Origin of the sequence: Streptomyces sp. NPDC096176, assembly GCF_044763255.1 — a bacterium.
GTDB lineage: Bacteria > Actinomycetota > Actinomycetes > Streptomycetales > Streptomycetaceae > Streptomyces.
Genome location: NZ_JBIWFV010000028.1, coordinates 1 through 11,621, shown reverse-complemented (window position 1 = coordinate 11,621; position 11,621 = coordinate 1). Strand labels below are relative to the sequence as shown.

General features: G+C 68.2%; 14 protein-coding genes. 3 read left to right on the top strand and 11 right to left on the bottom strand.

Annotation, left to right across the window (positions count from 1 at the left end):
- On the top strand, positions 1-266 hold a 266-nt coding region (locus tag ACIQ7Q_RS34775), incomplete at its 5' end, for an amino acid--tRNA ligase-related protein (protein ID WP_403871423.1).
- Positions 267-342: 76 nt separating this feature from the next.
- Here the strand turns inward: ACIQ7Q_RS34775 and ACIQ7Q_RS34770 are convergent.
- The 10 genes from ACIQ7Q_RS34770 to ACIQ7Q_RS34725 all read right to left on the bottom strand — a co-directional run bounded on the left by ACIQ7Q_RS34770 (position 343) and on the right by ACIQ7Q_RS34725 (position 9,529).
- Complete coding sequence (locus ACIQ7Q_RS34770; RefSeq protein ID WP_403871421.1) at positions 343-993, bottom strand: L-threonylcarbamoyladenylate synthase; 651 nt, start codon at positions 991-993, stop codon at positions 343-345.
- Between the two features lie 4 nt (positions 994-997).
- Positions 998-1,765, bottom strand: a complete 768-nt coding sequence (locus ACIQ7Q_RS34765; protein ID WP_403871418.1) for a phytanoyl-CoA dioxygenase family protein — start codon at positions 1,763-1,765, stop codon at positions 998-1,000.
- A complete protein-coding gene (locus ACIQ7Q_RS34760; protein WP_403871415.1) occupies positions 1,749-2,585 on the bottom strand; it encodes a creatininase family protein in 837 nt (278 codons plus the stop codon). The genes ACIQ7Q_RS34765 and ACIQ7Q_RS34760 overlap by 17 nt, the downstream gene beginning before the upstream one ends.
- The gene (locus ACIQ7Q_RS34755) at positions 2,582-3,379 is read right to left on the bottom strand and encodes a class I SAM-dependent methyltransferase (protein WP_403871413.1); all 798 of its coding nucleotides are present in this window, start codon (positions 3,377-3,379) and stop codon (positions 2,582-2,584) included. The genes ACIQ7Q_RS34760 and ACIQ7Q_RS34755 overlap by 4 nt, the downstream gene beginning before the upstream one ends.
- Positions 3,376-3,867, bottom strand: coding sequence for an HAD family hydrolase (locus tag ACIQ7Q_RS34750; protein WP_403871410.1), 492 nt, complete (start codon positions 3,865-3,867; stop codon positions 3,376-3,378). Before ACIQ7Q_RS34750 ends, ACIQ7Q_RS34755 begins: the two co-directional genes overlap by 4 nt.
- Before the next feature lie 170 nt (positions 3,868-4,037).
- Complete coding sequence (locus ACIQ7Q_RS34745; protein WP_403871408.1) at positions 4,038-4,484, bottom strand: hypothetical protein; 447 nt, start codon at positions 4,482-4,484, stop codon at positions 4,038-4,040.
- Positions 4,466-5,536 carry an enolase C-terminal domain-like protein gene (locus ACIQ7Q_RS34740; RefSeq protein ID WP_403871406.1) on the bottom strand — a complete coding sequence of 357 codons (1,071 nt, stop codon included), beginning with the start codon at positions 5,534-5,536 and terminating at the stop codon, positions 4,466-4,468. The genes ACIQ7Q_RS34745 and ACIQ7Q_RS34740 overlap by 19 nt, the downstream gene beginning before the upstream one ends.
- Positions 5,533-7,587 (bottom strand): hypothetical protein, encoded by a 2,055-nt coding sequence (locus tag ACIQ7Q_RS34735; protein WP_403871403.1) that lies wholly within the window; start codon positions 7,585-7,587, stop codon positions 5,533-5,535. The genes ACIQ7Q_RS34740 and ACIQ7Q_RS34735 overlap by 4 nt, the downstream gene beginning before the upstream one ends.
- On the bottom strand, positions 7,587-8,681 hold the full coding sequence (locus tag ACIQ7Q_RS34730) for a hypothetical protein (protein ID WP_403871400.1): 1,095 nt from the start codon (positions 8,679-8,681) through the stop codon (positions 7,587-7,589). Before ACIQ7Q_RS34730 ends, ACIQ7Q_RS34735 begins: the two co-directional genes overlap by 1 nt.
- Positions 8,682-8,830: 149 nt before the next feature.
- Positions 8,831-9,529 (bottom strand): HAD family hydrolase, encoded by a 699-nt coding sequence (locus tag ACIQ7Q_RS34725; protein WP_403871426.1) that lies wholly within the window; start codon positions 9,527-9,529, stop codon positions 8,831-8,833.
- 97 nt (positions 9,530-9,626) lie between these two features.
- Here ACIQ7Q_RS34725 and ACIQ7Q_RS34720 point away from each other — a divergent pair, with 97 nt between their 5' ends.
- The gene (locus tag ACIQ7Q_RS34720) at positions 9,627-10,397 is read left to right on the top strand and encodes an XRE family transcriptional regulator (protein WP_403871397.1); all 771 of its coding nucleotides are present in this window, start codon (positions 9,627-9,629) and stop codon (positions 10,395-10,397) included.
- Positions 10,384-10,851 (top strand): NUDIX hydrolase, encoded by a 468-nt coding sequence (locus ACIQ7Q_RS34715; RefSeq protein ID WP_084901126.1) that lies wholly within the window; start codon positions 10,384-10,386, stop codon positions 10,849-10,851. The genes ACIQ7Q_RS34720 and ACIQ7Q_RS34715 overlap by 14 nt, the downstream gene beginning before the upstream one ends.
- Before the next feature lie 5 nt (positions 10,852-10,856).
- Here the strand turns inward: ACIQ7Q_RS34715 and ACIQ7Q_RS34710 are convergent, their stop codons facing one another.
- Positions 10,857-11,429 (bottom strand): HD domain-containing protein, encoded by a 573-nt coding sequence (locus ACIQ7Q_RS34710; protein WP_403871394.1) that lies wholly within the window; start codon positions 11,427-11,429, stop codon positions 10,857-10,859.
- Positions 11,430-11,621 lie beyond the last annotated feature (192 nt).

Here is an 11,621-nt window from a genome sequence, read left to right as displayed (position 1 = left end):
AGGCGGTCAGCGACGATCTGGCCGACCTCGCAGGCGGCCTCCAGGTCACCATGGGCGCTGTGGCCCAAGGCCAGCCAGGCCCCTTCGAACATGGCTCTGCGCTGGCTGGGGTCGCCGCGCGGGACGTGAACGCGTTCCGGTACGGCTGCCCACCGCACGGCGGCCTCGGCAAGGGCCTCGGTCGGGTGCTGATGGTGATGCTCGGCCAGGACTCCATCCGCGAGGCCACCTTCCTCTTCCGCGGGCCGAACCGGCTCACCCCATAACCGACCGTGGGACGCGGATGCGCTGGCGTGGAGGCTCTCGTGTCCGGAGTGCTTTTGCCATGCAGTGACCGAGCCATCAGGCACGTTGAATCTCCCGACCAAGTGCCGCTGATACGGCTCGTTGGTGGACGAGGCCCGTGCGTACCAGCTTCGCCTCGGGGGTGAAGCAATCCACGATGGTCATGTGATTGGCAGCGGGACACACACCGCCGTCGACGATGACTGAGGGCGTCAGGCCGGAGGCCGCGAGGAAGTCGTGGACCTCTTCGACGGTCACGGCCGGCCCCGCGTCGGCCGGGCCGGCGTCGCCAGAGATGTTGGCTGTGGTGGCGGCGACCGGCACCTTAGCCTCTGACGCGAGCGCTCCGAGGACGCCGGGGGCCACCGTGGTGAGCGCAGGCGAGCCGACCGCCGTGTGCCAGGCGGCGTCCTCCGGGCTCCGCCACGGCAGGAGCAACGCGAGGTCGCCCGGCCAGAACATGGTGGCGAGCCGTTCGGCCTCGGCACTGAGCTCGAAGTGCTCCGGGCAGGAGGCGAGGGATGGGGCCACGTACGCGAGGGACTTGGCGCCGGGGCGGCGCTTGCCCTTGAAGATGCTGTCGCATGCCTGAGCGTTGCTGGCGTCGGCACAGATCATGTACCAGCGGCTGGTCGGGACGATGACGAGCTCTCCGGACTCGATCGCTCGGACGGCGACGTCGAGGTCCTGCGGGGTGGTGATCTGCATAGGTCTACTCCTGGCTGGCCGGGGCGGAGGGGATCGAGGCGAGGGGCGGGTAGTCGAGCCAGGGGTCGCGGAGCGCTTCGAGTCGGCGGCGGGAGTGGTCCGGGTGGGAGACCCGGAAGTACGCCATAACCCTGGGGAACGGCGTGAAGTTCCGCCCGACGGTGTGGGGGACGAGGTGGTGCATCAGCAGCACGTCCCCGGGTGCGCCGAGGAAGAAGACCCCTTCCTCGCGTTCGATCTCCGGCGGAACCTGTTCTGTTATCCCGAGCGACCACTGATCGCTGAACCACTGGGCCATCGTGTGGTGCCCGCCGGGCAGGTAGCGCAGCGCGCCGCCTTGAGGGTCGTTGATGTCGGACAGAACGACGCCGACGAGCAGGGAGAATGTGCGCAGCTCCTGCGGGTCGATGTGGGGGCAGGAGACGCCGTCGACGTGCATGGCCTTCTCCGGCTGCACGCCAGGGAGTCCGGCTTCGGCTACACGGATCTGGATCTGGGTGGTGGAGACGGGAGAGGTTTCCCCGAGAAGGCCGGAGGCGAGCGTCACGGCTTCGGTTTCCGTGTAGAGCGCGAGAACGTCCGGGTGGTTTCCCAGTTCCGGCGCGAAGGTGCGCTGCGAGTACGCGGGGATGTCTTCGGGGTCCAGTCGTTCGCGGTACCAGGTGTCGATGAGGGAGATGGCGCGCCTGGTCACGTCAGGGGCGACCAACCCTCGGCGTATGAGGACACCGTCCCGTTTAAAGGCGGCCTTCTCCTCAGCTGTCAGGGGCATGGGTCCTCCGTAAGGTGATCGGTCCGTTCGCGCCAGGCGGGACCAGCCGGTCGAGGATGTCCGCGCCCGCGCTCAGCGCGGCGGTGATGAGCTCCTCGCCAAGTTCGACGCTGGCCTTGCGTGGGTCGCCGCCGATGACCCCGTGCGTGGAGAGCGCGGGGTCGTCGGAGGTCCAGGGCCAAGTGGCACCTCGATCGAGTACGCGGCGCTGGATCGCCTCTCGCTGGCCGGGATCCGGGCGAGTCCCGACAGGAAGGAGGTCCAGCCGTACGTGGTCGGGGGCGAGGGCGAGCATGAGGGAGGTCTCGCGGATGCCGGCGTGGATCTCGGGCAGTTCGCTGTCGACCGTGACCTCGCCAGCAGCGAGGGTGCTCGGGTGCAGCGCGCAGACGGTCACGTCGTGGGTGTGCCGGAGCTGGTGCACCAGTCCCTCAAGGACGCCCCGATTGCCACCGTGTCCGTTGACAATGAGCACCGTCCGCACGGGTGTGGCACGGAGGTATTCCCCGACGAGCGTGGTGATCAAGCTGGCGTACAGCGGGATGTCCAAGGTCACGGTGCCTGGTGCCCAGGCGTGCTCCGGGGAGAGGCCGTACGCGACGGGCGGCGCGACCCATAGGTCGTGCCGGTTCGCGACGTGTGTGACCAGGCGAAGCGCGAAGCGCTCGGCTATGACGGTGTCGGTGTCGAGGGGCAGGTGTGTGCCGTGCTGTTCGAGCGAGCCCACCGGAAGACAGAGGGTGGACCGCTCGCTCAGCTCGGCCGCGATACGGGGTGTCGTCAGCTTCCCGTACGACCGTCCGTCACGGTCGGCCGTCATGTCTTACTCCGCCGCCCGATGCGGATGAGGAACTCGTTGTCCTCGGGGAAGGTGTCGCTGTCGCTGAAGTCGGTGAGCCGGCACTTCACCGCCGTCTCGAACTCCTCCAGCCGGTCACCGAAGAGGTGGGGTGCTGCGAAGGAGGTGGAGTATAGGTAGCCGAGGATGGAGGCAGTGGTCCAGGTGCGCTGGACGGGTACGCGGATCTCCTCGACCTGGTTGAAGGGCGACTCCTCCATGATCTCGCTGTAGGGGCGGTTGTGGTGCTGGAAGGTGCCGGAGCCCGCGCGGCGTTCTTCGCCGAGGAACGTCTTGATCACGTCGCGGACCGCTTCCTTCCAGGGGCTGCCGGCGGCCCAGAAGCTGTTGTCGCCGAAAATCGCGACGACGCCGTCCGGGGCGACCTGGCTGTCCAGGAGGCGCAGCACGGCGGCTTGGTCGAGCCAGTGGAAGGCGCGGCAGATGGTCACGAGGTCGGCCTTCCAGCCGACGGGCGGGACGAAGTCCTCGGCGGTGCTCTCCACGAGCGTGAGGCGGGAGCCCTCGGGCAGCTTCGGGCGGAGTGCCGACTCCGCCGTGGCGAGCATGTCGGCGTCGTTGTCGGCGGCGATGATGTCGTCGAACCGGTCCAGCAGCGCCTCGACGACCAGCCCGGTGCCCGTGCCGACATCCAGGAGCCGTCGCGGGCCACTCGTTCGTACCGGGGTGGATCGGTCGAGGACCGCGGCTACGTCCTGGGGGATGCCGGGGCGGAACTGGCGGTAGTAGGTGGCGGTTCCGGAGAAGAGGCTCATGTGTCGCTCCGTACTGCGAGGTGCTGGATGTGTGTGGCGGCCGCCGCCAGGTCGTGGGCGACGAGCACACCGTGATCAACGACCAGGGATTCGTCGGGAACCTTTCGTCCGCGCGATATCCACACGGCCCTGGTCCCGGCTTCGATGGCACCCACGATGTCGCACGCCCAGTCGTCGCCGACATGGATCAGGCCACCGGGGTCGGTACCGAAGTACTCGGCCACGGTGTGGAAGGCACGTGGGTCGGGCTTGCTGTGACCGATGCGGCACGAGGGGAAGAAGTCCCTGACCCACGGTGAGAGGAGAGCGCGCAGCCCGTCGGTGTCCGCGTCCACGCAGGTGACGTTCGACAGCGTGACCACGGTCGCCACAGCGCTGATGCGCTCCAGTGCCTCGACCGTGCGTGGGAAGAGTCTGAACGGGGCCGGCGGAAGGTCGCGGGGAAAGGCTTCCGGTGGAACCCGCAGCGCCTCGCATACCTCTGTCACCACGGGTTCCGTGAGGGACGGGCGCGTATGGAGGCTGGATCGCATGATCTCGCGTGCTCGTGCCGCTGGCAGCGGGGACGCCTCGGCCAATCTCATTGCCAGGCCGGGCCCGTCGGCCGTTCCGAGGGTCCCACCGACATCGACGGTGACCAGGAGTGCAGGGTGTGGGGTCACTGGGGGCTCCTCGTGGTGGTCGGAAGGGCAGAGACGATGGCCCGGATACGCGACTGCCGAATGGTGGTGGTTGTGGCCTCGGAGAGGAAGGTGATGACGTAGCGCAGCTCCGCCTCGTCGAGCGTGTCGAGAGATCTCCCCTCCTGAGCGGCAGCCTCGCTGAGGTCCGGGGGGACGCTGCGAGGACGCATCCCGCGTGGCAGGTGCAGCGTCCCCTGCCACCGCGTACCTTCCGCCAGCGCGGGGAGGCTGCCCACCGGGCGCAGTACGGTGACGTCGTCCAGGGTCAGGATGCGCACCGGCAGCGCACTTCCTCCGATGTCGAGGCTCCCCGTCAGGAAGGTGTCATGCCCGTCGAGCCGCTGGGACAGCACCAGCAGCGGGCCGTCCGAGCTGTGGCTGATAGTTCCCTCGACGGGAACGGTCATCGTTGTGCCGGGCATGCTGTGCTCCTCGGGGTCGTGCCGAGACCTGGGGAGTCCGGCAGGTGGATGTATCCGTCCTCGGGCCGAAGGGGTTCGTCGTAGAGGCATTGGCGTCCGGGCTCCCACTGGAGTCGGTACTCGACGGCGGGGACAGCGTCAGGGAAGGCGGCCGCGAGGTGGAGACCGGGCAGCAGTGAGCGGCCGTGCGGGTATATGGGGATGTTCTGGGAGCGGGCGACGGCGAGGATCTGCGTCGCGCGGGTGAGGCCGCCGCAGCCGACGACGTCGAGGGTGAGGGCAGTCGGCCTGACGTACTGGATGAGCCCGGTCGGGTCTTCGTCGCAGTGCGCGCGCTCCCCCACGGCCAGCGGTACCCGGGTTGCGGCGAGCAGCTCGTACATGTCGAGGTCGTGCTGTGGAAGCGGGTCCTCCAGCCACAGGAGACAGGACGGATCGCAGCTCTGTGCGAAGGCCATGGAGACCGACGGCGTCCAGGTACCAACGGCGTCAACGGCCAGCGGCGAGCCGACGGACTGAGAGGCACGCTCCACCGCCCGTGCCATACGCGCGGCGGCCTGCCCCGGTGACTCTGCCGGATCACGGCGAAGCCCCCACTTGGTGAACCTCCATCCATCCGCCGCGACGTCACGCAGCAGGTCCAGGTTTTCGATGCCGGTGAGGTTCTGGGAAAGCCACGACGCGTAAGCCGGAACGGTCGATCGCGGCTCCGACGTGGCCAGCAGGCCAGCCACGGAACGTGAGGCGAGCCGGCCATGGAGATCCCAGACCGCGCAGTCGACAGTGCCGACCGCCCACGAGGCGATGCCCGACGGTGCCGTGCGAGCCACGGTACGCAGCCGGTTCAGCAGCCCGGCATGGTCCGCGATCCGTGCGCCCTTCATCTCGGCCGCCAGCGTGTCCCGCACGTAGCGTCCGATCCGCTCGCTGACGGGGCCGTAACAGCCGGACTCTCCAGCGCCATGGATGACCACGAAGTGCGCGTCGTCTCCAGGCGCCACAGGCTGTTCTGTCTCTATGACCTCCAGGCTTCCCAGGACCCACGGGCTCACCGGACCACCTCACGTGCGGCCATGAGGAGACCGACAGCCTGCGTCACCCCAGCGCGGTCCATGCCCAAGGAGCGCGCCAACTGCCGCTGCGGCATGGGACCAGCAGGCTCCTGCCAGCCGATGACATCCACAGTGCGGCGCATCCGTGCCCCCAGCAGCCCCCACACGGCCGCCGGGTGCCCGAGAGTGAGGACAAGGACCGGGGCGTGAGCGCCCAGGTAGTGGTCGACCTCCTCGTCGCTCAGCCCTCGTGGCCACAAAGCGGGGTCGCCGAGGACGGTGAGGTCCAGCAGGTTCACCACCCGAACGCGGCATCGGTAGCGGCCTCGTACATGGTCCACTGCTTCGGCGGCGACAGCGGCCGGGATGTCCCCGGCTGTGACGATCGTCAGGTCCGGCTCGCCCTCGTCGCTTAGATGCGGCCATACCGCGAGACCACGCCTGTGTTCCTCAGCCATTGGCCCGACAGGATGAGCGGTACGGCTGTGCTTGCCGGCGACGACGAGGTTGACGCCATCGCTCGATTCGAAGGCTTCCTCCAGGGCGGCGGCTGTTCTCGTTGGATCAGCCGGAGTCAACACGCGGACGGCAGGGGCTGGCAGAGCCAGAAGCGCTGTAGCGAGGGAGGGGTCGGCGTGGCTGTGGACGTTGTGCCAGCCGTACGAGGTGAGCAGTAGGTTGATGCTGGGCAGGCCCCTCGCTCCGTCGAGGCGTCGCTGCTTGATGTGTCCCACCAGGCCACTGGTGAGCAACGGGGCGAATGCCTCGTAGGAGACCAGCACACCCCGGCGTCCGCTTGCCGTCCATCCGGCCAGCCACTCCAAAAGCACTTCCTCCGCCAGGAGTTCATATGCCCACTGCTCACTGGCCAGGATCGGGAGCCGGTTGGAAGCCAGTTCATCCGGGCTGACAAGCAGGAAATCCCCACGTGCCGCGTGTCTCCGTACGACTCCGGTGACGGCATCGGTGAACGTGGCGGCACGAGCACTGGGCGCCGTGGTGGGCCTCCCTGACCGAGGCGCTTCGGCTGGAGCGAAGGAGCACCATCGGGCTTCAGCTATGGCATCCGCGAGTTCGCCTTTCGCCCGCCCGCTCTCGTCGAAGAGATCCGCCGGCTGGTAGGACGCCAGCCAGTGAGCCAGTCGCATCAGCTGCTCCGGCTCGGCGCGCGGGCTGACCAAGGGCGTCTTGTGCAGGTCGGAGGTGCCCACGAGATCACGGCCGCCGAGAGATGCGGGTCCGCCCCATCCCTTCATGCAGCGCATGACCAGGGCTGTGGGGCGATCGTCGAGCGTCGACTCCAGCGCATCCCACAGCGCTGTCTGGAAGGCGGCGTGGTCCGGCAGAGAGCCTTTCGTGACGTGCACGACTCTTGCTTCCCACCCCAGGCCGCCGAAGTACGACCGAAGCGCGTCGTCGTCCATCGCGCCGAGAAGGGACCGCCCGCCCATGCGAAAACCGTTGACGTGCACCAGGGGTAGGACGGAACTCCCAGGAAGGAGCCGCTGCGCCAGCCAGCTCGCCGCGGTCGTGGGTGTCTCGCACTCGCCGTCCCCGATGACGGGCACGGCGATCTTGCCCGGTGAGCTGAGGGCGGCGCCTTGGGCGAAGGGAAGGCAACCGCCGAGGCGGCCACCCAGGAACGTCCCGGCCGGAAGCGCCGGCGTGACCTCGGAGCCCATTCCGTCCATGTCGGGGAACGCCTGGGCCAGCCGCCTGAGGCCATCAGCGTCCGGGCTGAACTGCGGCCGGAGGCTGCCGAGCTCGCCTGTCACCCAGGCCGCGGCGAGCTGGACGACGCCGGCGTGTCCGGCGCCGAGGAGCGGGACCAGGTCCACCCCCGGGTCCAGGTGCCCCGCCGCGAGGACAACGTGCGACAGTGCCCACGCGGTGCCGGGCACGGTTCCCCAGTGACCGGACGGGCGTTCCTTCACGTGGTGGGCGGTCAGCGGCCGACTGAGCAGGACGTTGTCCCGCAGATGGAGCTGGCACACCGACGCGTAGCAGGTGGCTCTCCACAAGGCGTCTGCCAGGGTGGCGGTGTCGGACATCACGCACTGACCAAGGCTTCGCCGGCGAAGGTGAAGTACCACAGCGAGCGGTAGCACTCCCATGCCGCCGGGCGCAGCCCGGAGGGACCGGTGATCTCCTCGATCACCACCCGGGCGCGCAGGTAGTACTCCAAGTCGCGCGCCCCGGAGGTACGCAGGCCGGCCATGACGGAGTTGTGCGCCTGATAGACCTGGAAGTTGGGGAACTCGGTGACGTACGGGTTGAGCACGCCGACGCCTGTGCGGAGAGCCTCGATGTCGTCCAGCCCCACTATGTAGGTGAACGACGTGCCGTGGCCGGCAGCCAGGGCCTGCTTGAGCACTTCCGGCATCTGCGGTGTGGCCAGGTTGGCCTTGCTGGCCTTCAGCAACAGGTCCCGGCGGGTGAAGCACTCCGCGGTCAGCCGCAGGACGAAGGGGGTGGCCTCCGCGGCGAGGACATCGAAAGCCTCCTGGGACCGGAGTACGGAGGTCAGGAAGCCGATGCGCGCCTCGATGCCGTGCTCGGCGAGAACGGTCCGCAGCGCGCGCACGTGGTCGACCGCGGCAGGTTCTCGCTCGAAGCACCCGGTCGATACGGTCACCTCGCGGAGCTCCGTGAGATCGTGCCGCGGGTGCTGCTCCAGCAGCGCCGCCAGCAGCTCGCGGAGGTCTCTTTCCTCGGAGAGCCGCGGGTCTGCCGCGGCCTCAAGGGTGTTGGGGCAGAAGGCACAGCCCACACACCGACTGCGTGCGTTCGGGTTGAGCGTCGCAGCAGTGCCGCCGTTTCGGAAGTAGCCGCCGACTGCCTCGTCCGCGTCGACACGCTCGACAGTGGCGAACGAGACGCCGCCCAGCAACAGCTGGTCGTCCTTGAGCCGGAATGGAGAACCGGTGGCGTTCAGCGGAACGATGAGCTGCCACGGCATCGTCGGCGCGCTCGCCAGCCTTACCTGAACGCGGGCCCGGTGACGCGGCAGCTCAGAATCGATGCCGTGGAGGTTGATCGCGATGAGCAACGCGTCCTCGACGGGTACGCGGTACCGCACCGCGAGCCGCTCCACCTCGCCGAGCGTGGAGGTCGTGCCGGTCTGTCCGCCGAGTAAAGCCGTCATGCGCTTACTCCATCCAGTCGGGAGGAGAGATCGGAAGCGCGTCGGCGGCCCGAGGGGGAGCCCGCCGCCGACGGCAGGAACGAGACTGCCGCCGGCCGGCGGGACGCCGAACCTCGTCCTGGGACTTCTGTGGGACGTCCTGGGACGTTTTACGAGACGGTCGGTGCCAAAGACCGCAGGTGGCGCATCAGTGCCGCAACGTCCACCAGGTCCGGAAGCATGACGGTGGCTCCGGCGTCACGCAGTTCGTCAGCGCTGTGAATCCCAGAGGCGACCGCGACGACGTGCGCGCCGGAGTCTTGCGCGGCACGAACGTCACGAGGTGTGTCGCCGATCAGGACGACGGGTGTGCCCGATGGAAGGTCGTAAGCCTTACGGATTCGGTCCCGGGCGACCTCCACCAGGGCCGCGCGGTCTGTCGAGTCCGCGCCATAGGCCCCGCACTCCATGTCGAGAAGCGCGTCCAGGCCGAAGGCCCGCAGCTTCACCCGGGCATTGGCGTAGATGTTGCCGGTAAGGACGGATGACACCATGCCCGGCTCCGCCGCGACCACGCCGAGGGCTTCGCGCGCTCCGGGAAGGGCCCGGCCCCTTTGGGCAAGGGCAGTCTCACGCACCTCGCCGGCCGCCGTAAGCGCCTGGTTGATTCGACCCCACTCCGGGGGATCCATCCCATGGTCCCGAAACATTTCGGCGAGGATCAGGCGGTCGGTTCTGCCTTCCGTACGGGCCGGCCGGACGGCGGCATGACCCGAGACGGCAGAGAAGGCCGCCGCGTATATCTCCTTGCTCACACCGGAGTTCTCGATAAGCGTGTGGTCGATGTCCCAGAGCACAATGAGTGGCACACGGTCAGCGTAAGCCGACAACGAAAACCGGCCATGCCCGCACGACCACGCCTGACGGCCTTGCGGCCAGGGCATCCTGTCCGGTTGGGTTGTCTGAGTGAATGAGCGACTTCGTTCCGCACTCGTGCAACGCGGGCTGACCGTGGATGAGGTGGCCGAAGCCTGTGCGGTCGATCCCAAGACCGCCAGCCGATGGATAGCCGGCCGTGTGCCGCACCGTCGGCATCGCTGGACCGTCGCCAATCTGCTCCGAGTCGATGAGACTTACCTCTGGCCAGAAGCAGGTCAGCGGACCCCACGGTTGGGCGCCACCCAGTCGGAACTGGTCGATACGTACACAAATAGGGCAAGCGTGCCGCGCGACGTCTGGATGTCCCTGCTGTTAGGGGCGATGAAACAGGTAGACGTCCTGGTGTTCTCAGGCACCTTCTTCGCCCAGACGAACCCGCACATCGCGCGCATGCTCCAGGAGCGAGCGCAGGCCGGCGTGCGCGTGCGGCTCTGCTTCGGCGATCCGGACAGCGACGCCGTACGGGTCCGTGGACGCGAGGAAGGCATCGGCGACGCACTGGCTGCCAAAATCAGGGCCTCGCTCACTTACTACCGAGATCTCGTGGGCCATCCAGGCTGTGAGGTGCGACTCCACGACACGACGCTCTACAACTCGATCTTCCGCTACGACGACCACCTCTTGATCAACCCCCACATCTGGGGCCAGCCGGCCAGCGCGAATCCGCTCCTCCAGCTCAGGCGCACGACCAACGCCGAATGGTTCGAGCGGTACGGCGAGAGCTTCGAGGCCGTCTGGTCATCCGCGCGCCCCTGGGCGCCCGACAGGCAGGAGCAGCACCACCGTGGGCAGGACTGAGTACTACCACGACCCCAAGGCCCCCAAGGCCAACACCCTGATCCCCGCGAGCAACATGCTCGTCGTCAACGACGACGGCGCCATCCTGCTCCAGCGCCGGCGCGACACCGGCCAGTGGGCCCTGCCCGGCGGCGCCCAGGACATAGGAGAGAGCCCCGCACAATGCGCGGTCCGCGAGTGCGAGGAGGAAACCGGCATCGTCGCGGAGGTCACCGGCTTCCTCGGCGTCTACTCCAACCCGGAGCACATCATCGAGTACACCGACGGCGAAATCCGGCAGCAGTACGAGGCCGTGTACATCGGCCGTCCCGTCGGCGGGAAGCCCACAGTCAACGAGGAAGCGGACGGAGTCCGCTGGGTCCACCCGAAGGACTTCGGCGAGCTGGACATCCACCCGAGCATGCACGAACAGCTCGGCCACTACCTGGCCGGCGACTATCCCCACCTGGGATAGACCCCTCAGAGCACGACGCCCGCCTCGACCGCGGCCGCCCTTACGCGCTCCACGCTGCCGTGGATCGCAGGGGCGGCCCGGCGGATGAACCGCCCGACGACACTGTCCTCCCCGTAGCGGCCGAGGATCTCGCCGACTCGCTCCGGCGACGTCGTACGCTCGCCGTCAGGCGTCGTGGTCATGTCGCAGTACACCAGCGCGTCCACGAGCAGCGGATCACCAAGCAACGGAAACTCGCCGGCCAGCTCCGCGCAGAGTCCACGCTCCTCCGCCTCCAAGAGGGCGAAGGAGTGGTTCGCCACCAGCCGCACGACGGACTCGGGCGCACGCTGGGCGTCCCGCAAGTGGCGCGCACCGTCCAGAGGATGGAAGCCGGTATCGATGAGCGGCGGCGCGTATCCGATGTCGTGCAGCACGGCCGCCGCCTCCAGAACTGCGGCCCCCTCGCCCTTCAAGAGCGGCCCGAGCCGTCTGGCGCACGCAGCCACCCCCTGCGTGTGCGCCCATCTACGCGGCAGACTCTCAGCCAGCAGCCCACCCGCCAGGTTGTACGCCCAGTCCACTTCGAGGTTCGCCACGTTCGGAGAATACGTCCGCAAGCGCTTCGGCTGGGACCTTCACCGTGATGCCTGTCAGCTTGTCGCTGTGCTGGCAGGATGTCTTCGTGACGAGCAATGAGCCCTTTCCAACCTGACTGCAGTGCGGGGGCGTTGGTGGGCTTGGGTTGTACGGAACGACGAAGCTCCTGGTAGACGGGTTCTCGACCAAGA

What these genes read in the sequence shown, in the direction of transcription:
- ACIQ7Q_RS34770 (WP_403871421.1), bottom strand. Translation starts at nt 993, where the DNA reads ATGCAGATCACCACCCCGCAGGACCTCGACGTCGCCGTCCGAGCGATC.
- ACIQ7Q_RS34765 (WP_403871418.1), bottom strand. Translation starts at nt 1,765, where the DNA reads ATGCCCCTGACAGCTGAGGAGAAGGCCGCCTTTAAACGGGACGGTGTC.
- ACIQ7Q_RS34760 (WP_403871415.1), bottom strand. Translation starts at nt 2,585, where the DNA reads ATGACGGCCGACCGTGACGGACGGTCGTACGGGAAGCTGACGACACCC.
- ACIQ7Q_RS34755 (WP_403871413.1), bottom strand. Translation starts at nt 3,379, where the DNA reads ATGAGCCTCTTCTCCGGAACCGCCACCTACTACCGCCAGTTCCGCCCC.
- ACIQ7Q_RS34745 (WP_403871408.1), bottom strand. Translation starts at nt 4,484, where the DNA reads ATGCCCGGCACAACGATGACCGTTCCCGTCGAGGGAACTATCAGCCAC.
- ACIQ7Q_RS34735 (WP_403871403.1), bottom strand. Translation starts at nt 7,587, where the DNA reads ATGTCCGACACCGCCACCCTGGCAGACGCCTTGTGGAGAGCCACCTGC.
- ACIQ7Q_RS34730 (WP_403871400.1), bottom strand. Translation starts at nt 8,681, where the DNA reads ATGACGGCTTTACTCGGCGGACAGACCGGCACGACCTCCACGCTCGGC.